The sequence below is a fragment of the Bacillus sp. EKM206B genome (assembly GCF_011066015.1).
Lineage (GTDB): Bacteria > Bacillota > Bacilli > Bacillales > Bacillaceae > Bacillus > Bacillus velezensis.
In genome coordinates this window covers 152,057-172,600 of record NZ_JAAMNL010000006.1, presented here as the reverse complement: position 1 = coordinate 172,600, position 20,544 = coordinate 152,057, and the positions used below count along the sequence as shown (strand labels likewise).

At 47.6% G+C, this 20,544-nt stretch carries 18 protein-coding genes; 12 read left to right on the top strand and 6 right to left on the bottom strand.

The window, feature by feature from the left end; all coding sequences use genetic code 11:
* The first annotated feature begins 8 nt into the window (after positions 1–8).
* The 6 genes from G9F50_RS13220 to G9F50_RS13195 all read left to right on the top strand — a co-directional run bounded on the left by G9F50_RS13220 (position 9) and on the right by G9F50_RS13195 (position 8,936).
* Positions 9–2,150 carry a transglycosylase domain-containing protein gene (locus G9F50_RS13220; RefSeq protein ID WP_060562103.1) on the top strand — a complete coding sequence of 714 codons (2,142 nt, stop codon included), beginning with the start codon at positions 9–11 and terminating at the stop codon, positions 2,148–2,150.
* A gap of 123 nt (positions 2,151–2,273) precedes the next feature.
* A complete protein-coding gene (hemE, locus tag G9F50_RS13215) occupies positions 2,274–3,335 on the top strand; it encodes a uroporphyrinogen decarboxylase (RefSeq protein ID WP_032875175.1) in 1,062 nt (353 codons plus the stop codon).
* Between the two features lie 75 nt (positions 3,336–3,410).
* Positions 3,411–4,346, top strand: coding sequence for a ferrochelatase (gene hemH / locus G9F50_RS13210; protein WP_003155221.1), 936 nt, complete (start codon positions 3,411–3,413; stop codon positions 4,344–4,346).
* A gap of 27 nt (positions 4,347–4,373) precedes the next feature.
* Complete coding sequence (gene hemY / locus G9F50_RS13205) at positions 4,374–5,807, top strand: protoporphyrinogen oxidase (RefSeq protein ID WP_060562104.1); 1,434 nt, start codon at positions 4,374–4,376, stop codon at positions 5,805–5,807.
* Positions 5,808–5,955: 148 nt separating this feature from the next.
* On the top strand, positions 5,956–6,528 hold the full coding sequence (locus G9F50_RS13200; RefSeq protein ID WP_060562105.1) for a TetR/AcrR family transcriptional regulator: 573 nt from the start codon (positions 5,956–5,958) through the stop codon (positions 6,526–6,528).
* A 74-nt stretch (positions 6,529–6,602) separates the two neighbouring features.
* The gene (locus G9F50_RS13195; protein WP_007409209.1) at positions 6,603–8,936 is read left to right on the top strand and encodes a YhgE/Pip domain-containing protein; all 2,334 of its coding nucleotides are present in this window, start codon (positions 6,603–6,605) and stop codon (positions 8,934–8,936) included.
* A 61-nt stretch (positions 8,937–8,997) separates the two neighbouring features.
* On the opposite strand, the gene fabHB is transcribed toward G9F50_RS13195, so the two are convergent.
* Together fabHB and G9F50_RS13185 are read right to left on the bottom strand one after the other, a co-directional pair.
* Entirely contained in the window at positions 8,998–9,975 is a 978-nt protein-coding gene (gene fabHB / locus G9F50_RS13190) for a beta-ketoacyl-ACP synthase III FabHB (protein WP_007409208.1), read from the bottom strand.
* Positions 9,976–10,112: 137 nt separating this feature from the next.
* The gene (locus G9F50_RS13185) at positions 10,113–10,331 is read right to left on the bottom strand and encodes a hypothetical protein (protein WP_017417388.1); all 219 of its coding nucleotides are present in this window, start codon (positions 10,329–10,331) and stop codon (positions 10,113–10,115) included.
* Between the two features lie 131 nt (positions 10,332–10,462).
* Here G9F50_RS13185 and G9F50_RS13180 point away from each other — a divergent pair, with 131 nt between their 5' ends.
* On the top strand, positions 10,463–11,494 hold the full coding sequence (locus tag G9F50_RS13180; protein WP_241264882.1) for a M42 family metallopeptidase: 1,032 nt from the start codon (positions 10,463–10,465) through the stop codon (positions 11,492–11,494).
* Positions 11,495–11,534: 40 nt separating this feature from the next.
* Here the strand turns inward: G9F50_RS13180 and G9F50_RS13175 are convergent, their stop codons facing one another.
* Together G9F50_RS13175 and yhfH are read right to left on the bottom strand one after the other, a co-directional pair.
* The gene (locus G9F50_RS13175) at positions 11,535–12,824 is read right to left on the bottom strand and encodes a glutamate/proton symporter GltT (RefSeq protein ID WP_003155211.1); all 1,290 of its coding nucleotides are present in this window, start codon (positions 12,822–12,824) and stop codon (positions 11,535–11,537) included.
* A gap of 234 nt (positions 12,825–13,058) precedes the next feature.
* Positions 13,059–13,181 carry a protein YhfH gene (gene yhfH / locus G9F50_RS13170; RefSeq protein WP_370465857.1) on the bottom strand — a complete coding sequence of 41 codons (123 nt, stop codon included), beginning with the start codon at positions 13,179–13,181 and terminating at the stop codon, positions 13,059–13,061.
* Positions 13,182–13,350: 169 nt separating this feature from the next.
* On the opposite strand from yhfH, the gene G9F50_RS13165 reads away from it, so the two are divergent.
* The 4 genes from G9F50_RS13165 (at position 13,351) to G9F50_RS13150 (ending at position 17,491) form a co-directional block, all read left to right on the top strand.
* Entirely contained in the window at positions 13,351–14,085 is a 735-nt protein-coding gene (locus tag G9F50_RS13165; protein WP_060562107.1) for an MBL fold metallo-hydrolase, read from the top strand.
* Positions 14,086–14,097: 12 nt separating this feature from the next.
* A complete protein-coding gene (gene lplA, locus G9F50_RS13160) occupies positions 14,098–15,093 on the top strand; it encodes a lipoate--protein ligase (RefSeq protein ID WP_060562108.1) in 996 nt (331 codons plus the stop codon).
* Between the two features lie 80 nt (positions 15,094–15,173).
* Positions 15,174–15,818 (top strand): SDR family oxidoreductase, encoded by a 645-nt coding sequence (locus G9F50_RS13155; protein WP_060562109.1) that lies wholly within the window; start codon positions 15,174–15,176, stop codon positions 15,816–15,818.
* A 131-nt stretch (positions 15,819–15,949) separates the two neighbouring features.
* Positions 15,950–17,491, top strand: a complete 1,542-nt coding sequence (locus G9F50_RS13150; protein WP_060562110.1) for a fatty acid--CoA ligase family protein — start codon at positions 15,950–15,952, stop codon at positions 17,489–17,491.
* Between the two features lie 47 nt (positions 17,492–17,538).
* Here G9F50_RS13150 and G9F50_RS13145 read toward each other — a convergent pair whose 3' ends face one another.
* The gene (locus G9F50_RS13145; protein ID WP_007409201.1) at positions 17,539–17,934 is read right to left on the bottom strand and encodes a YhfM domain-containing protein; all 396 of its coding nucleotides are present in this window, start codon (positions 17,932–17,934) and stop codon (positions 17,539–17,541) included.
* Between the two features lie 154 nt (positions 17,935–18,088).
* Between G9F50_RS13145 and G9F50_RS13140 the strand changes: the two genes are divergently transcribed.
* The gene (locus G9F50_RS13140) at positions 18,089–19,339 is read left to right on the top strand and encodes a M48 family metallopeptidase (RefSeq protein WP_060562111.1); all 1,251 of its coding nucleotides are present in this window, start codon (positions 18,089–18,091) and stop codon (positions 19,337–19,339) included.
* 45 nt (positions 19,340–19,384) lie between these two features.
* Here the strand turns inward: G9F50_RS13140 and G9F50_RS13135 are convergent, their stop codons facing one another.
* Positions 19,385–20,533: a S8 family peptidase gene (locus G9F50_RS13135; RefSeq protein WP_007409199.1), complete on the bottom strand. Its 1,149-nt coding sequence runs from the start codon at positions 20,531–20,533 to the stop codon at positions 19,385–19,387.
* Positions 20,534–20,544: the final 11 nt, after the last annotated feature.

The window sequence follows — 20,544 nt, the reverse complement described above, 5'->3', positions numbered from 1 at the left end:
GGTGACTTATGCTGAAAAAGAAAAAAAGATTCTTTATTCCGGCTGTAATTGCGGCGGCAACCGCTTTTCTCGCGTTAATCGGATACATTATCATTATATTTCTCGGCCATTATGTCATCGATGAAAAGAAATTAATACTGCACGCATCTTCAAAAATCGTCGATCAAAACGGTGATGAAATCGCGAGCCTCTATACGGAAAATCGCGAGCCGGTATCCATTCAGCAGGTTCCGGAAGATGTGAGAGATGCCTTTATCGCCGTTGAAGATAAACGGTTTTACGAACATCACGGCATTGATGTGAAGTCTGTCGGCCGGGCGGTGTTCCGGGATGTTTTAGCAGGCGGCAAGGTGGAGGGCGGCAGCACGATCACCCAGCAGCTGGCGAAAAACATTTTTCTGACTCATGATAAAACATTTTTGCGCAAGACGAAGGAAGTCATTATCGCCATCAATCTTGAGCGTGATTACAGCAAGGACAAGCTGCTTGAAATGTACCTGAACCAGCTTTATTTCGGCCATGGCGTTTACGGCATTCAAGCCGCGTCCCACTACTACTTTAATAAAGAAGTAAAAGATTTAACCGTTGCGGAAGGAGCCGTTCTGGCAGCGATTCCGAAGGCGCCATCTCTTTATTCGCCGATTCAGCATCCGGATAAAAATAAAGAACGCCGCGATACGATTCTTGCAATGATGAACGACCAAGGCTATATCAGCGCCAAGGAAGCCGTCAGAGCCCAGGGCCGGACATTGGGGCTTCATGTCAAGAAAACATCAGAAACGCCTTGGTTTGACAGTTATATTGATCTTGTCATCAAGGAGGCGGAAGACCGTTATTCGATGTCAGGTGAACAGCTGCTTCAAGGCGGTTATACGATCCGGACGTCACTTGATTCCAAGCTGCAGAAAACGGCATACACCCTCATGAAGGAAAGCGGCTATTTCCCGGGGACGGATCAGGCGGCAGAGGGAAGCGCCGTCTTTATTGATAATAAAACCGGAGGCGTGCGCGCGGCGGTCGGCGGACGCGACTACGTGACAAAAGGATACAACAGGGTTACGGCGAAGCGGCAGCCGGGCTCAACGTTTAAGCCGATTGCCGTATACGGGCCCGCCATGCAGGAAGACAAGTTCAAACCGTATTCGCTTCTCCAAGACAAACTGACGTCCTACGACGGGTATGAACCGAAAAATTATGACGGACAGTACAAGGGGGAAGTGACGATGCAGGATGCGATCACTTACAGCATAAATGCGCCCGCTGTCTGGACATTGAAGCAGATCGGCGTGGATACGGGAAAATCGTATCTTGAGAAAAACGGCATGAACATTTCTGACAACGGACTCGCGATTGCGCTTGGCGGTCTGTCAGAAGGCGTCACCCCGCTTCAGCTTGCCGGAGCTTATCATACCTTTGCGGCAAACGGAATGTATACGAAGCCATTTTTTATAGAGAACATCACGGACGAAGACGGAGAAACGTTATCCGGGCCTAAAAACGGCAAAACGCGCGTCTTCAGCGGACAGACGGCATGGAATATGACGAGAATGCTTCAGCAGGTCGTAAAAGAAGGAACCGCTTCACAAGGCAGCTATCAAGGTGACCTGGCGGGGAAAACCGGCACGACCACATTTCCCGGCGTCCCCGGCGCGACAAAGGACGCCTGGTTTGCGGGATACACTCCCGGACTGACGGGAGCCGTCTGGATGGGCTATGACAAAACGGATAAAACCCATTACCTGAAAGGCGGAAGCCAATACCCGGTCAGACTCTTTAAAGATATCGTCACAAAAGCGGGGGAAAACGGCCGGACATTCAAAAAGCCTGAAAATGTGAAGGAACTGGGCAGCCCGATTGAGCTGGAGGCGGTAAAGTCCCTGTCGGCCCGTTATACATTTAAGGCGATGGGACTGATTACGGTTCAATTAAAATGGGATATTCAAAAGGATGATCGGGTTGTTTACCGAATATATGAGAATAAAGACGGAAAAGACAAACTTCTGGATTCGGTGAAAGGAAAAGGCAGCTTTGACATACCGTACGCCAATCTGTTTTCAGGAGCTTCATACAAAGTCGTTCCATATAATTCACAGACGGATCAAGAAGGAGAGGGAACGGAATACGTTCAGCCGAAGCTTTTTTCTTCTTAATCATGAATTCGGCGATTTTTTGAACATTAAGCCTCAATTCTATACGCTTTTGAAAAAACAAGGTATAGTGTAATGGGCGAAGAACACGAACGTATGGTTGCAGGAGGAAAGGTGGAAATTCAGATGAGTAAACGAGAAGCGTTTAATGATACGTTTTTAAAAGCGGCACGGGGAGAAAAAACAAATCACGTCCCTGTCTGGTACATGAGACAGGCGGGGAGGTCTCAGCCGGAATACCGCAAGCTGAAGGAAAAGTACGGCTTAGTCGAAATTACGCATCAGCCCGAGCTGTGCGCGTATGTGACGAGGCTCCCGGTCGAGCAGTACGGAGTGGACGCTGCCATTTTATATAAAGACATTATGACGCCGCTTCCTTATATCGGAGTGGATGTTGAAATAAAAAACGGAATCGGCCCGGTGATCGATCAGCCGGTGCGCTCTGCTGCGGATATTGAAAAGCTCGGCGAACTGAATCCCGAACAGGATGTTCCTTACGTGCTGGAAACGATCCGATTACTCGTAAACGAACAGCTGAATGTTCCGCTCATCGGTTTTTCGGGAGCGCCTTTTACGCTGGCCAGTTATATGATTGAAGGCGGGCCTTCTAAAAATTACAACAAAACAAAAGCGTTTATGCACAGTATGCCGCAAGCGTGGCAAATGCTGATGGACAAGCTGGCGGACATGATTATCGTTTATGTAAAAGCGCAGATTAATGCCGGCGCAAAAGCCATTCAGATTTTTGATTCATGGGTCGGCGCGCTGAACCGCGAAGATTACCGGCAGTTTATAAAACCGGTGATGGACAGAATATTCCGGGAGCTTTCAGCAGAGCAAGTTCCGCTGATCATGTTCGGCGTAGGCGCAAGCCACCTGGCCGGGGATTGGCATGACCTTCCTCTTGATGTCGTCGGTCTTGATTGGAGACTCGGCATAGATGACGCCAGAAAACAAGGCATTACAAAAACGGTTCAGGGCAATCTTGATCCGTCGCTTCTTCTTGCGCCTTGGGAAGTCATCGAGAAAAAAGCGAAAGCGATACTTGATCAAGGCATGAAAACGGACGGGTTTATTTTCAATTTAGGGCACGGCGTATTCCCTGATGTCAATCCGGCAACGCTGAAAAAGCTGACGGCGTTTGTACATGAATACTCCGCGGCCCAAAAAACGGAACAATCTTCCTGAGCAGATCGTTGGTTATAAGAAGATTTTCCTGTCAAAATCAAGGTAGACAGACCATCAAAAGAGGTGTTTAACTAAATGAGCAGCAAAAAGAAAATGGGACTTCTCGTCATGGCTTACGGAACGCCTTACAAAGAAGAAGACATAGAACGTTATTATACACATATCAGACGCGGAAGAAAGCCTGAGCCGCACATGCTTCAAGACTTAAAAGACAGATATGAAGCGATCGGAGGCATTTCGCCGCTGGCAAAAATCACGCAGGAGCAGGCGGAGAAGCTCGCACAGCGTTTAAATGAAATCCAGGACGACGTAACATTCAAAGTGTACATCGGATTAAAACATATTGAACCGTTTATTGAAGACGCGGTGGCGGACATGCATAAAGACGGCATTACAGAAGCTGTCAGCCTTGTGCTCGCCCCTCATTTTTCAACATTCAGCGTCCAGTCATACAACAAACGCGCGAAAGAAGAAGCGGAGAAGCTCGGCGGCTTGACCATCAAGTCTGTTGAAAGCTGGTATGATGAACCGAAATTCGTTGATTATTGGGTCGGCCAGGTGAAGAAAACGTATGAGTCAATGCCGAAAGAAGAACGGGATGACGCGATGCTGATCGTCTCAGCGCACAGCCTTCCTGAAAAAATTAAAGAATACGGCGATCCGTATCCTGACCAGCTGGAGGAATCCGCAAAACTGATTGCCGAAGGCGCCGGAATTACCGATTACGCAGTCGGCTGGCAAAGCGAAGGGAACACCCCTGATCCGTGGCTCGGGCCGGATGTGCAAGATCTCACGCGCGAGCTGTATCAAAAGCATCCTTATAAAGCATTTGTATACGTGCCCGCAGGCTTCGTTGCCGATCATTTAGAGGTGCTTTACGATAATGATTATGAATGCAAAGCTGTGACCGAAGAAGTCGGCGCAAGCTACTATCGTCCGGCCATGCCGAACGCACAGCCTGAATTTATCGACGCGCTTGCAGCGGTCGTGCTGAAAGAGCTGGACAAGTAGAATTAAACGGTAAAGAAGGCGATAAAAATGAGTGGCGATAAAAAACATCTGGTCATCATCGGCGGCGGCATAACGGGATTAGCCGCCGCCTTCTACATGGAAAAAGAAATCAAGGAAAAACAGCTGCCGCTTGAGGTCACCCTGATCGAAGCGGGACCGAGAGCGGGCGGCAAAATTCAGACGGCGCATAAAGACGGCTACATCATTGAGCGGGGGCCGGATTCTTTTTTGGAAAGGAAAAAAAGCGCGCCGCAGCTCGTTAAGGATTTGGGGCTTGAGCATCTGCTCGTCAACAATGCGACCGGCCAGTCTTACGTGCTCGTCAATGAGACGCTTCATCCGATGCCGAAGGGCGCGGTGATGGGCATTCCGACCAAAATCGCTCCGTTCATCTCCACCGGTTTATTTTCTGTTCCCGGAAAAGCGCGGGCGGCGCTTGACTTTGTCCTGCCTGCGAGCAAACCGAAGGAAGATCAGTCTCTCGGTGAATTTTTCCGCAGACGCGTCGGTGACGAAGTAGTTGAGAATTTAATAGAACCGCTATTATCAGGGATTTATGCCGGAGATATTGATAAGCTGAGCCTCATGTCCACGTTTCCGCAATTCTATCAGACTGAGCAAAAGCACAGAAGCCTGATTCTCGGTATGAAAAAATCACGTCCGCAGCCTTCGGGACAGCAGCTGACGGCCAAAAAGCAGGGCCAGTTTTTAACGCTGACGACAGGACTTCAAACGTTGGTGGAGGAGCTGGAAAAGCAGCTTACGCTGACAAAGGTGATGAAAGGAACGAAAGTCATCCATATCGGCCGCGAGGAGAAAGGATATTCCGTGACGCTTGATAACGGCAAAGTGCTCTATGCGGAAGGATGCATAGTGACAGCCCCGCATAAAGCCGCGGCGAAAATGCTTTCTGATCTGCCGGCGGTTTCATGTCTCAAAGACATGCATTCTACGTCCGTTGCCAACGTCGCCTTAGGTTTTCCTGAGGGAGCCGTCAAGATGGAGCATGAAGGTACGGGATTCGTTATCTCAAGAAACAGCGATTTCTCCATCACGGCCTGCACATGGACGAATAAAAAATGGCCGCACGCGGCGCCGGAGGGCAAAACGCTTCTCAGGGCGTACGTCGGAAAGGCCGGAGATGAATCCATCGTAGATCTTTCAGATAACGAGATCATTAAAATCGTAATGGAAGATTTGAAAAAAGTAATGAAAATAAATGGCGAACCGGAAATGACCTGTGTGACCCGCTGGAACGAAAGCATGCCGCAATACCATGTCGGCCATAAGGAGCGCATCAAAGAGTTCAGAGATGCGCTGAAAGCTTCCTATCCGGGCGTATACGCGACGGGCGCGTCTTTCGAAGGGGTGGGCATCCCCGACTGTATCGACCAGGGAAAAGCCGCCGTATACGATTCACTGGCTTATTTATTTGAAACGTACCAGCCTCCGTTATCGTAAAACGGAGGTTTTTTTGCATGTTCCCGTTCTGTAAAGGGAACACCAATAAAGAGAGAAAACATTTGAATCTTCTTTGTGACTGTGATAAGTTATCTTATGTACAAAATGACTAAAACGTTCAAACGGTCAATTTAACGAGGTGGGAAACATGTCCGTCGATCGGAAAAAGCTCATTCTGGAAGCGGCAACGAAGTCTTTTACACAATTCGGCTACAAAGCAACGACAATGGATCTGGTGGCAAAGCTTGCAAATGTGGGGAAGGGAACCATCTACACGTTTTTCAAAAACAAAGAAGAACTGTTTGATGATATTTTCACCACTATTTTAAGAGAAATGAAGGAACAAGCAGACGAAGCGATGAAACCGGAGCTTTCATTTCACGAAAATGTCCACCGGGCGCTTGTCGCGATTTTGGAATTCAGAAAAACACACCAGCTGACTATTAAAATTTTTCAGGAGAACGCCGAGATTGGTACAATAGCCGTTCAGGATGTCATTGCGAAAATGGAGCGGGCCATTCTGTCATACATTAAAGAAAAGATAGAAACAGCCATTGAAAACGGAAGCATTAAACCGTGTGATCCGGAACTGACCGCTTTTGTGATGCTCAAGCTCTACATCGCGCTGATATTTGACTGGGAAAAAAACCATCCGCCTCTTGAAAAAGAGACGATCGCCGAATTGCTGGAAATGTATGTTGGTCAAGGATTATCTAAATAATAGATGATCCTTCACTTTTTAGGTGCCGTGACCGTTTTGTCAAATGAGTCAGTTTGCGGAAGGAGGCAACAGGGTTGAATACAATAAAAAGCCAGTGGAAAGACATTGTAACGAACAAGAAACTGTTAATCCCCATCATTGCCATATTATTCGTTCCGCTGATTTACAGCGGAGTGTTTTTGAAGGCGTACTGGGACCCGTACGGCACGGTGGATCAGCTGCCGGTTGTCGTTGTCAACCAGGATAAAGGGGCGGACTACGAAGGGAAACATCTTCAGATCGGTGACGACCTTGTGAAAGAGTTAAAGAAAAATGATAATTTTGATTGGCATTTTTCAAGCGATCTTGATCAATCGTTAAAGGACTTATTAAATGCTAAATATTATTTATTGGTCGAGATTCCTGAAGATTTTTCTAAAAACGCCAGCACGGTAATGGATAAAAATCCGAAGAAGCTGGATCTGAAATATCATACGAATGCCGGATCAAACTATGTCGGCGCGACAATCGGGGAAAAGGCGATCGACAAACTGAAAGCCTCCGTGTCGAAAGAAGTGACAGAGCAATACGCAAAAGTCATTTTTGATAACTTTAAAGATATTGCCAAAGGGCTCGGCAAAGCCAGCAGCGGAGCCAAGAAAATAGACGACGGCACGAAAAACGCGAAAGACGGCAGCGCCAAGCTGAAGGAAAATTTAGCGAAGCTTACTGAAAGCACCGCCACCATCGGCGATAAAACACAGCAGCTTGCAGACGGCGCGGCGAAAGTGACAAGCGGAATTCAAACGCTTGACAGCTCTATCGCAAAACTTCAGAGCGCAAGCGCCGAAATTCAAGATAAATCAGGACAGATTGCTTCAGGAGGAGGCCAAGTGGCCAGCGGGCTGAAAACAAGCCTTGACGCACAAAAGCAGCTCCAGCAAAAGCTTCCGGATTTAACGAATGGATTAAGCGCGTTAAACAGCAAGGCGCAGGAAGTGTCGCAAAAAGCGGCGGCATTTGAAGATGCGATCAATTCAGTCAACCTGTCAGACATTGAAAACGCGGTTGGGCAGCTCGAACAGACTGAAAAGGACCTGCAGCAGTTTAAGAAGAAGCTTTCTGATCTGAAAAACAGCCTGGATGCCCGGGATGACGCGGTCAAAAAGGTGATTAAGGACAGTGATTTCTTAACGGATGAGCAAAAAGCGAAACTTGTTCAGCTTCTGAATGAGAAGCTTCCGAAGGCTGACCTTCCGGATTTAGACAATATCGTCAGCCAGCTTCCGTCCGGCGGAGATATTCAGCTTCCGGATATGTCAGTCATAAAAAGCGCGCTCAAAGATGTAAAAGCGAAGGCTGATCAGCTGAAAGCACTGCCTCAATCCACATCGAAACTGTATAACGGCGCAGCGGCGGTACAAGACGCGATTAACCAGCTGACAGCGGGAACTGATAAATTATACAGCGGAGCGCAGACTGTTTTTGAAAGCCAAAACAAACTGACGGCCGGTATCGGCGAATACAACAGCAAGTTCGGACAGCTCAAATCAGGATCTGAAGCGTTAGTGTCAGGGAGCGGCCAAGTGTCAGGCGGCTTAACGAAACTGCTGGACGCGCAAAACAAAATCCATGACGGCTCGTCCAAAATTGAGCAGGGGCAAGCGTCTCTCGGCACCGGTTTAAGCAAGCTTTTAGACGGCACCGGACAATTGTCCAGCCAGCTGAAAGATGCGGCCGATCAAACCGGTGACATTAAGACAGATGACAAAACGTACAGCATGTTTGCCGATCCGGTAAAAACGGACGATAACGCGATTCATTCCGTGCCTAACTACGGTACCGGACTGACGCCTTATATTCTCTCTATGGGCTTGTATGTCGGCGGATTGATGCTGACGGTCGTATTCCCTCTGAGTGAAGCTTCAGGGCGTCCGAGAAACGGTTTTGAATGGTTCCTCAGCAAATTCAGTGTTATTCTGCTTGTCGGACTGATTCAATCCGTTATTGTCGCCACGGTTCTGTTAAAAGGAATCGGGCTTGATGTGGAAAGCACGTGGAGATTCTATCTCTTTACGATGATTACCAGCATCGCGTTCCTGTCGATGATCCAATTATTGGCGACAACGATGGGGAATCCGGGACGCTTTATCGCTGTCATCATTCTGGTGCTCCAGCTCGGGGCAAGCGGAGGAACCTTCCCGCTTGAACTCCTGCCGGGATTCTATCAAGTGATTCACGGGGCACTGCCGATGACTTACAGCATCAACGGGTTCCGTGCCGTCATTTCAAATGGCGACTACGGCTACATGTGGCAGCAGGCATCCATTCTGTTGGGCATCGCCGTTGTCATGATCGCGCTGACCATCGTGTATTTTACGGTGCAAAGCAAAAAAGAACACAAAACGGAAGAAGAAATAACAGCATAAGAAAAAGAGGCTCTGAGCAGATGCTCAGGGCCTCTTTTTTTAAATTTCGATCGTCGTACTATTAAAATCCCCATCTCACCAACAGTCCGGTATACGTCAATCCGCCGCCGAACCCGAATAATACCAGCGTCTGGCCTTCCGACAGTTTTTTTGCTTTCACAGCTTCATCCAATGCGAGAATAATAGAAACCGATGAAGTGTTGCCGTAATATTCAACGCTTGTCAACGTCCGTTCAAGCGGGAAGGGCAGCTTTTCGCAGATGGATTCGATCATCCGCATGTTGGCGCTGTGAGGAACGAACCAATCCAGATCGTCTTTTGAAAAGCCGGCTTTTTCTAAAAGGGCATTGCATTCCTCAGGCACGGTTCTGGCCGCCCATTTATATACTTCGCGCCCGTTTTGCACCATGTTTCCTCCGCCTTTAAGCGGCTCGCCGTTTAATTCTGTGCTCAGTCCCGTGCGATACAGCACGTCCGCGCTTCCTCCCGCTGTTCCTTGCACGGCTGCCAAAAAGCCCGGCGCTGATTCATCGCGTTCCACCAATAGGGCGCCTGCAGCGTCTCCGAAAAGAACGCAGGTCGTCCGGTCAGTATAATCCGTTACCTTTGATAATGTTTCACCGGCAATGACAATCACTTTTTGATGGGAACCGGCGGTAATTAATGCGTCTGCGAGCTGAAGGCCGTAAGTGAGTCCGGCGCATGTGGCGTTAATATCAAGCGCCCCCGTGTGCGGCCAGCCGAAGTAAGCCTGCACGCGTGCCGCGGTGCTTGGAAACGCATAGTCCGCCGTCGTTGTGGCGACAAGGATCATATCGACATCATCAAGAGTTCCGCTGTAACGTTCTGCAAGGTTTTTCACCGCTTCCACACACAAATCCGATGTGAATTCATGTTCGCCGGCAATGCGTCTTTCCTTCATACCGGTGCGCTGGACGATCCATTCATCAGATGTATCGACGATGCGCTCCAAATCCGCGTTTGTTAATCGGCGTGCCGGAGCATATGTACCGATTGCTGTAATTTTAGATTTTGACATGAAAAAATCACTCCTTTATATCAGATTATAACACCTGATATTATTACTTGGTACTAATTTTAATAAAAAAAACCCAAGCAGCATCCGCTGTTTGGGGAGCATGAGAATCTATTTGTAAAACGGGCTTGTGTGAACGATTACCAATGACGGCAGCGGCAGCATGAATGATGATGCTTCTTTTTATCTTTCTTCTTTTTATCTTTCTTCTTTTTACAAGGGTCTTCTTTTTTCTTTTTACAGTGATCTTTTTCTTTTTTACAGCCCCAGAAGGCTGCACCAGACCAATTATCCTCAAACCAATCCTCAAACCAATCATTATGAAATCTTTTCCGCTTGTGCGGTTTACGGCTGATCATACATTTCCCTCCTATGCTCATGCTCCCTTCATTCTATGAAAAAAGAGAAGGAAAAGATTGGACGGGTTGTGGATCAAAAGAGTATATTTTAAGAAGAATAAAATTGATAGGAGGAATGACCTGTGGTAAATATGAAATATACGATGGAACTGATTAAAGAATTGGTGTCGATTCCGAGTCCGACGGGCAATACATACGAGGTTATCGCCTATACAGAAAGCCTTTTAAAAGAATGGGGCGTCTCCTCTTACAGAAACCGCAAAGGCGGTCTTTTTGTCACAATTCCCGGTCGTGATGACAAGAAACACAGATTGCTGACGGCGCATGTCGATACGCTCGGCGCGATGGTAAAGGAAATAAAGGCGGACGGCCGGCTGAAGATTGACTTGATCGGCGGCTTCCGATATCACTCAATTGAAGGGGAATATTGCGAGATTCAAACTTCTTCCGGCAAAACCTATACAGGCACCATCTTAATGCATCAGACTTCAGTGCACGTCTACAAGGACGCCGGCAAGGCAGAGCGAAATCAGGAGAATATGGAAGTCCGCCTTGATGAACCTGTCCGGACGAAGGAAGAGACGTCCGATCTCGGCATCAGGGTCGGCGATTTTATCTCATTTGACCCGCGCGTGCAGATTACGCCGAGCGGCTTTATTAAGTCCCGGCATCTTGATGACAAAGCGAGCGTGGCTCTGCTCTTGAATTTAATCCGCCGCATCACGGAAGAGAAAATCGAACTTCCGTATACGACGCATTTTCTGATTTCTAATAATGAAGAAATCGGCTACGGAGGCAATTCCAACATTCCTCCTGAGACCGTCGAATACTTGGCTGTTGATATGGGAGCGATCGGCGACGGCCAGTCTACGGATGAATATACCGTCTCCATTTGCGTGAAGGATGCGAGCGGCCCGTACCATTATCAGCTCAGAAAGCATCTGGCCGGGCTTGCGGAGCGCTATGGCATTGATTATCAGCTTGATATTTATCCGTATTACGGTTCTGATGCCTCAGCAGCCATCCGTTCGGGCCATGACATCGTCCACGGGCTGATCGGACCGGGAATTGACGCTTCACACGCTTTTGAACGCACGCATGAATTATCGCTTCTTAATACGGCGAAGCTTTTGCACAGGTACGTTCTATCGCCGATGGCATAAAAAACCCTGCGCGGAAATCATTCCGTGCAGGGGTTTCATTTTAACCTGAGATGGTTGTGTTTTGTTCTGTTTTGGCGAGGCTCATGACCTTCGCGCCTTTAACGGGATCATATTGGCCTTCCCATTTTGACATCACAACGGATGCCAGCGCGTTTCCGGTCAGATTGACGACCGTACGGGCCATGTCCATAATCCGGTCAACACCGGCGATGAATGCAAGGCCTTCTGCAGGAATGTTGAATGCGCCTAATGTTGCAAGCAGGACGACGAAAGAAGTCCCGGGCACGGCAGCCATTCCTTTGGAAGTGACCATCAAGACAAGCACAAGGGTAATCTGCTGCCAAATGGACAAGTCAATGTGGTATACCTGAGCGAGGAATAAAGCGGCGATAGATTGGTACAGCACAGATCCGTCTAAGTTAAAGGTATAACCGATCGGCACAACAAAGGAAACAATACCTTTCGGACAGCCGATTTTCTCCATTTTTTCCATAACGCGGGGGAGTACGGTTTCGGAGCTTGACGTACTGAACGCTAATAAAATTTCATCCTTCATATAGGCGAGGAATTTGAAAATGTTTACTCCGGCAAGCTTTCCGACGATTCCGAATACAACAATGAGAAAGAAAGCCAAAGCTACATATACTAAACCGACCAGTTTACCGAGTGAAAGCAGGGAACTGAGCCCAAATTTGGAAACGGTAACACCAATCAACGCAAAAACACCAAACGGCGCAACTTTCATGACGAGGTTCACAACATGGAACATCGCATGAGAAACACCTTCAAAGAAGGCCAATACGGGCTTTCCTTTTTCACCGATTGCCGAGATGCCGAGTGCAAACAGCACGGTAAAGCAGATGATGGCAAGCAGATCTCCTTCGGCCAATGATTGGAAGAAGTTTGTCGGTACGATATGAAGGAATGTGTCTGCGATAGATTTGTTATTTTGTTCTTTTTCTGTTTCAACATATTGACTGATATCTGTTTTTTGAGCTTCATGTATATTAACGCCTGTTCCCGGATGAAACAGATTCGCCAAAGCCAGCCCGAGAATAATGGCAAAAGTGGTAATGATCTCAAAATACAAAATCGTTTTGAAGCCTAATTTTCCGACTTGTTTTCCGCTTCCCGCGCCGGCAACGCCGATGATTAAGCTGGAGACGACAATTGGAATCACTATCATTTTGATTAAGCGTAAAAACAAATCGCCGATAGGCTGTAAATATGTTGGAATGGCAGGATTGCCGTACCAGATGACACCGACTACAACCCCTAGTATGAGTCCGACGAAAATTTGCGTCGCTAGTCCAAAGCGTAATTTTTTCATAGATTACCTCCCGAAGAAAAAAGTGCAATAAGTATCTAAAAAGATAGCTATTAGAACAAATTATAATAGAAAAGAAAACAATCCGTCTATAGAAAAATATAGATTGAAAATACTGAATATTTTAAAACGTACAGATAATTGCTAATAATGGTGAATAACTCCCCATTCAGAAAGTATGATGACGGCCGAAAAAAACGGGCGCCGCACAACTTAGAATTGTGCGGCGCCCTATTGTCACATATCCTTAATTTTCAAGCAGTCATTGCACAAATTAATGTGACACTCATACTGCTCAACAATCTCATTTCCGCATTCTTCGCATTTCTTACCGGGTAAATTTCTGAAAAAATCCGACATCTTTTCCAACATACCCATCCCTCTTTCATTGTTTTGTCTCTACATTGTATTATAACAGTTTCGGAAAATCAACGGCTGTTTTGGCACAATGTTTAAAACATGCAATTTGTACGAAAAATAGGTATATTGGAGGAAAGGATCTTTTTATCATAAACATTCGGAGGGTCATATGAAAGTTACAGTTATTGGATGCTGCGGCGGGTTTCCGGCCGCAAACGAAGCAACTTCAGGCTATCTGTTTCAGTCCGGCGGCTATTCTCTGCTCGTTGATTGCGGAAGCGCCGTATTATCGAAGCTGTTTGCCTATGTTCCGGCAGAAGAGCTTGATGCCGTCATTTTGTCCCATTATCACCATGATCATATCGCTGATATCGGGCCGCTTCAATTTGCCAAACAGGTCGGCTCCTTTCTCGGAAAAGGAACGCATGCACTGCCGATTTACGGGCATGATGCTGATATAGAACAGTTTGAGCGTCTTACATATAAAACGCATACAAAAGGAGTGGCCTATCAGCCGGACCGCCCGCTTTCTGCAGGGCCGTTCACCATTACCTTCCTGAAAACGGTGCATCCGGTCACTTGTTATGCGATGCGGATTACTGACGGTGCAGCTTCTGTTGTGTATACGGCTGATTCAAGCTACCAGGACGCGTTTATCCCGTTTGCGGAAAATGCCGATCTGCTGATCTGTGAGTGCAATTTTTACGCGGACCAGGACGGCACGTCAGCCGGCCATATGAACAGTTTGGAAGCCGGACGTATCGCGGAGGAGGCCGGAGCGGGGGAGCTGATTCTCACACATCTGCCTCATTTCGGCGAGCACCGGAAGCTGAAAGAAGAAGCGGAATCCGTGTTCGGGGGCGAAGTGACAATCGCCGCTTCCGGATTGAAGTGGGAGAAATAAAGGAGGAGCACCATGTTATTTATCGACAACCAAAACATAACCGACCCGAGGATCAACCTCGCGATCGAGGAATATTGCGTGAAGCATCTCGACCCTGAACAGACATACCTGCTGTTTTATGTCAATCAGCCGTCAATTATCATCGGGAAGAACCAAAACACAATAGAAGAAATCAATACGAAATACGTAGAAGATAACGGAATCATCGTCGTCCGCAGGCTGTCAGGAGGCGGAGCGGTTTACCATGACCTCGGGAATCTGAATTTCAGTTTTATCACCAAGGATGACGGCGACAGCTTTCACAATTTTAAAAAATTCACCGAACCCGTTATTCAGGCGCTGCGCCAGCTCGGTGTGGAAGCTGAATTAAGCGGCCGAAACGACATCGTCGCGGACGGCAGAAAAATTTCCGGCAACGCTCAATTTTCGACGAAAGGGCGTATTTTCAGCCACGGAACATTAATGCTGGATTCCGCCATTGATCATGTCGTGTCAGCCTTAAAAGTGAAAAAAGACAAAATCGAATCAAAAGGCATTAAGTCAATCAGAAGCCGTGTCGCCAACATCAGCGAGTTTCTTGATGATAAAATGACGGCGGACGAATTCAAAAAGCATCTGCTTCACCATATTTTTAATACAAATGATCTTTCCGAAGTGCCGGAATATAAACTGACCGATGAAGACTGGAAAGCGATCCGGAAGATTTCCGAAGAGCGCTATCAAAACTGGGACTGGAATTTCGGAAGGTCGCCCGCATTCAACCTTCAGCATTCGAAACGTTATCCGGTCGGATCGATTGATCTGCGTCTTGAAGTGAAAAAAGGAATCATTCAGGACTGCAAAATTTTCGGTGATTTCTTCGGTGCGAAAGATGTGAGTGAAGTCGAACAGGCGCTGAGCGGAAAACAGTATGACAGAAGCGCTATCAGGGAGGCGCTGGCCGGAATCGATCTGAAACAGTATTTCGGCAAAATAGAGCTGGAAGATTTCCTCGAGCTGATTTATTAGAACATTTGCCGAACGCATGATTTGAATCAGCGCCCGTTTTTGTGAAATGATAGAACCATAATGAATGGGGAGGGATCATGATGAAAGTATTTCTCATCGGAGCAAACGGACAGATCGGACAGCGTCTGACCGGGCTGTTTCAAAAAGACGGCACGCATACGCTGCGGGCGATGGTCCGGAAAGAAGAGCAGAAAGAAGCGCTTCAAGCCGCGGGAACAGAAGCCGTTCTTGCAGATTTGGAAGGGAGCCCGGAAGACATTGCGAAAGCCGCTGAAGGCTGTGACGCGATTGTGTTTACCGCCGGATCAGGAGGAAGCACCGGGTACGATAAGACGCTTTTGATTGATCTTGACGGAGCGGCGAAAGCGATAGAAGCGGCAAAGAAAGCAGGCATCAAGCGGTTCATTATGGTAAGCGCCCTTCAGGCTCATAACCGTGACAATTGGAATGAAGCGCTGAAGCCGTATTATGCCGCAAAGCATTATGCGGATAAAATTCTTGAAGCGAGCGGTCTGACGTATACGATTATCCGGCCGGGCGGGTTATTAAATGATCCCGGCACGGGAAATATCAAAGCCGCGGCCGATTTAGAAAGAGGCTCCATTTCAAGAGACGATGTCGCCAAGACCGTTATCGCATCCCTTGATGAACCGAATACGTATGAAAAAGCGTTCGATCTGACAGCAGGCGGCACGCCGGTCAGTGAAGCGCTGAAACAATTATAGTTTCCGGTTTTCAGGCACTCGGGGCTTTTTGCCCTTGAGTGTTTTTCTATATTTTTCTATAATAAAAGTGAACGTTTATTCCGGAGAAATGAATGACTATTCATTCATTACATTTTTAAAGGGGTGGGAAAATGAATCTGGTTTCCAAATTGGAAGAAACGGCATCGCAGAAACCGGAAAAACCAGCTTGTCTGTTTCAAGATCAGTACATGACGTATGAGGAGCTGGCAGGTAAAATCAAAGCATTTGCAAACGGCTTGGAGGACAGGGGACTGAAAAAAGGGGATCATCTCGCGCTGCTGCTCGGAAATACGCCTGACTTTGTTATTGCGTTTTTCGGCGCGTTAAAAGCGGGAATTGTCGTCATACCTGTTAATCCGGCATACACACCTTCAGAAATCGCATACATGCTGAAAAACGGCGATGTCAAAGCGATCGCCGGCATCGACCTATTAATTCCCGTATTTGAAAGCCTGCACGGCTCGCTGCCGCTGCTGGAGCATATCATTATCAGCCAGACAGCAGAGAACGCTCCATCGACAGAAGACCCTCAATTGCGCTTAAAAATGACAACGTTTACAAAAATGCTCCGCCCGGCGGAGCGCAGCAGAACTTATCCGACATTGTCCAAAGACGATACTGCCGTCATTTTATACACCTCAGGTACGACCGGAAAACCGAAAGGCGCCATGCTCACCCATCAGAATCTTTTCTCCAATGCAAATGATGTCGCCGGATACTTAGGAATGAATGAGAAAGACAAAATTGTGGCGGCATTGCCGATGTTTCACGTTTTTTGTTTAACCGTTTGTATGAATGCGCCTTTGATGAGCGGAGCGTGTGTCTTAATCGAGCCGCAATTCAGCCCGGCTTCTGTGTTTAAACTGATTAAAAGCCGACAGGCAACCATTTTTGCCGGCGTTCCGACGATGTATAACTATCTGTATCAATACGAGCACGGCAAGGCGGAGGATTTTGCGTCCGTCAGACTGTGCATTTCAGGCGGGGCCTCCATGCCGGTCGCTCTGTTGCAGACGTTTGAACAAACCTTTGACGTCACCATTCTGGAGGGGTACGGACTTTCTGAAGCGTCTCCGGTTACTTGTTTTAATCCATTTGACCGGGGGAGAAAGCCCGGCTCGATCGGGACGAATATTTTACATGTCGAAAATAAAGTCGTCGATACGCTCGGACGCGAATTGCCCGACCATCAAGTGGGAGAATTGATCGTGAAAGGGCCGAATGTGATGAAAGGCTATTACAAGATGCCCGAGGAGACGGAGCACGCGCTGAAAGACGGCTGGCTGTACACGGGTGATTTGGCGAAGCGCGATGAAGACGGTTATTTTTATATCGTCGACAGAAAAAAAGATATGATTCTCGTCGGCGGATACAACGTCTATCCGCGCGAAGTAGAAGAAGTGCTCTACAGCCATGAGGGCATTAAAGAAGCCGTGGTCATCGGCGTTCCTGACGCCAAAACGGGGGAAGCGGTGCATGCTTATATAGTGGCGGGGGACGGTGAGCTGACAGAGCAGGCGGTTTTTGATTACTGTGAAACACATTTGGCAAAATATAAACGGCCGGCGGAAGTGGTTTTTCTTGATGAAATTCCGAAGAATGCGACCGGGAAGCTGCTGAGGCGGGCGGTCCGGGAGATGCTTCCGAAATGACAGACGAAAAGCGAAGCCGGGGGCTTCGCTTTTACATGCTGATCCGGTCAGCTCTGCGATTCTTCCTTAATGATGCTTTGCACAAGCTTCGTATCATGCCGGGTCAGTTTGTAATACGTGTTTTTATACTTGTACATCATATAATTGCCGCCTTCGAGCCACATGCTGAATGAATCAAAACGGTCTTCATGGTATTTGACCGTTCCGTCGTAATCGGGAGACACGCTTTTGGTCAGTTTGACTTGTTTTCCTTGGTTCAAGATATCGAGCATATCTTTTACATTCTGCCTGTCTTTAATTTTGATTTCTTTTTTTCCGTGCTCTGACAGAATAATCAGATCTGCGTTGCTTGATGGAAACACATCGCCGGTCCGGCTGTATACATAGAAGAAAGCAATAACCAAAAGGGCGATTACTACAATAAACGCGATTATTTTTTTCATATTCATCACTCCGTCTTTTAGTCTTTCCCGCTTCCTGTTGTTCCATTCTTTTCTGTTGTGAAAAGATTAACATCCGTTTCGGAGGCTTGGTTCTATTTATTTGCATTTATGCTTACAATAGGAGTAAGTCATAAGGCTAAGGAGGGAGACTTCCATGCGCAAATGGATAGCGGCAGCGGGACTTGCCTATGTGCTGTACGGCCTTTTTTTCTATTGGTATTTCTTTATGACAGGAGACTCCGCCGTCCCGGAGGCCGTAAAGGGAACAAAAGCCGATCCGTCCTCGTTTATGGACCCGGGCCGCCTGGCAGCCGCTGAAAACTTTTCAAATGTAAAGGATTTTTTATTTTTCATCGGAGCGCCGTTAGATTGGTTTTTATTTTTTCTGCTGCTCATTACGGGGCTTGCCAAAAAAATAAAGCATTGGCTGGAAGCAGCGGTGCACTTTCGGGTGCTGCAAATCGTAAGCTTCGTATTTGTGATTTCACTCATCGTTACGGCGGCTTCACTTCCGCTTGAGTGGATCGGATATCGGGTTTCGCTTGCGTATCATATTTCGACGCAGACAGCAGCAAGCTGGATAAGAGACCATGTCATTGATTTCTGGATCAGTTTTCCGCTGTTTGCCGTGTGTGTGCTTGTGTTTTACTGGCTGATCACAAAGCATACAAAAAAATGGTGGTTTTACGCTTGGTGTCTTACTGTGCCGTTTACCCTGTTTTTGTTTTTCCTGCAACCGGTCGTGATTGATCCTTTATACAATGATTTCTATCCGCTGAAAGACAAGGAGCTGGAAAGCAAAATTTTGTCGCTTGCCGACAAGGCCGACATTCCGGCCAGCCATGTGTATGAAGTAAATATGTCGGAGAAAACGAATGCGCTGAATGCGTATGTGACGGGCATCGGTTCGAATAAGCGGATCGTTTTGTGGGATACGACGCTTAACAAACTGAAGGATCGGGAAATTTTGTTCATTATGGGGCATGAGATGGGGCACTATGTGATGAAGCACGTGTACATCGGACTGGCCGGGTATCTGCTGCTGTCATTAGCCGGGTTCTATATCATTGACAAGCTTTATAAGCGGCTGTCCAAATTCTTCGGCCGAATGCTTCATATAAAGGGGCCTGAAGATCTGGCCGCCCTCCCGCTGTTATTGCTGCTCATATCCGTTCTCAGTTTTGCTTCTGATCCGATTACGAATGCGGTCTCCCGGTATCAGGAAAACGCTGCCGACCGTTACGGCATCGAGCTGACCGGGAACCGGGAAGCGGCGATTGAGACGTTTCAGGACTTGGCCGATACGGGACTGAGCCGGGTCAACCCGCCGTTTCTCGTCAAAATTTTCAGAGGGAGCCACCCATCGATCATGGAGCGGATTGAACATGCGGAAGAAGAAAAATAATAAAAAAACCGGCGGGGCCATGCCCGACGCCGGTTTTTTTATGTTTTACTGAGCTGCCGCCTGTACGTTGATCAGCCCTTTTCCGTAGTAGAAAGCATCACCAAGTTTTGTAGTGGTGTTTTCTAAACTGCTGCGGACTTGAGTGTTTGTCCAGTTCGGGTGCTTAGAAAGAATCAAAGCAGCCGCTCCGGCAACGTGCGGAGATGCCATTGACGTACCATTGTACGCGCCGTATTTGTTTCCAGGAAGCGTGCTTTGGATAGAGACGCCTGGTGCCATGACATCAAGCTCAGAACCTACGCTTGAGAAAGATGCTCTTTGGTTGCTGCTGTTAACAGCGCCTACCGCAATGACAGAAGGGTATTTACCAGGGTAGCCCACTGTGCTTGAGCCGCCGGAAGTGCCTTCGTTACCGGCTGCCGCTACGACTACGACGCCGGAAGCAACGGCTTTGTCAACTGCCGCTTTTAACGCTGCAGAACCAGAAGGTCCGCCGAGGCTCATGTTAATAACGTCCATATTGTTTGCGATCGCCCACTCAATTCCGTTAATGATCCAGCTGTACTGGCCGGAACCGTCAGCGCCGAGAACTTTTACAGCGTAAAGAGATGCGCTTGGCGCAACGCCTAATACACCGACTGAGTTATTAAGAGCCGCAACTGTACCGGCAACGTGAGTTCCGTGAGAGTTGTAGTCTTGGAAAGGATTTGTTTCAGAAGGAACCATGCTGGCTCCGCCTGCTACTTTTAAATCAGGATGAGAAGAATCGATACCGCTGTCGATAACCGCTACTTTCACATTTGATCCAGTGAAGCCTTGAGAGTGCAGAGCAGGGGCTTTAATTTGTGATACGCCGTAAGGCACGGACTGCGCGTACGCTTTTGCAACGTGATCTTCTTCAACGTAAGCGACGCTTGGGTCTTTTTTCAGCTCTTTTACAGCTTTTTCATTTAATGTAGCTGAAGCTGCGTCTACATATTTGAATTGCTTTTGCACTTTCCCGCCTTTTTCAGAAATGACATCTTTTTTCTTAGCGGCGCTCATCGTGCTCATTGTCTGTTTAAATCCGACAATGTATTTCTTTTCCCCGTTTGATTTCCCTGCCGCCTGGGCAGGAGACGTGCTGCCGAACGCCATCGTAAAGATTAACGCTAAAGCAAACAGCAAACTGATCCATACCTTTTTGCCTCTCACTCTTTATCCTC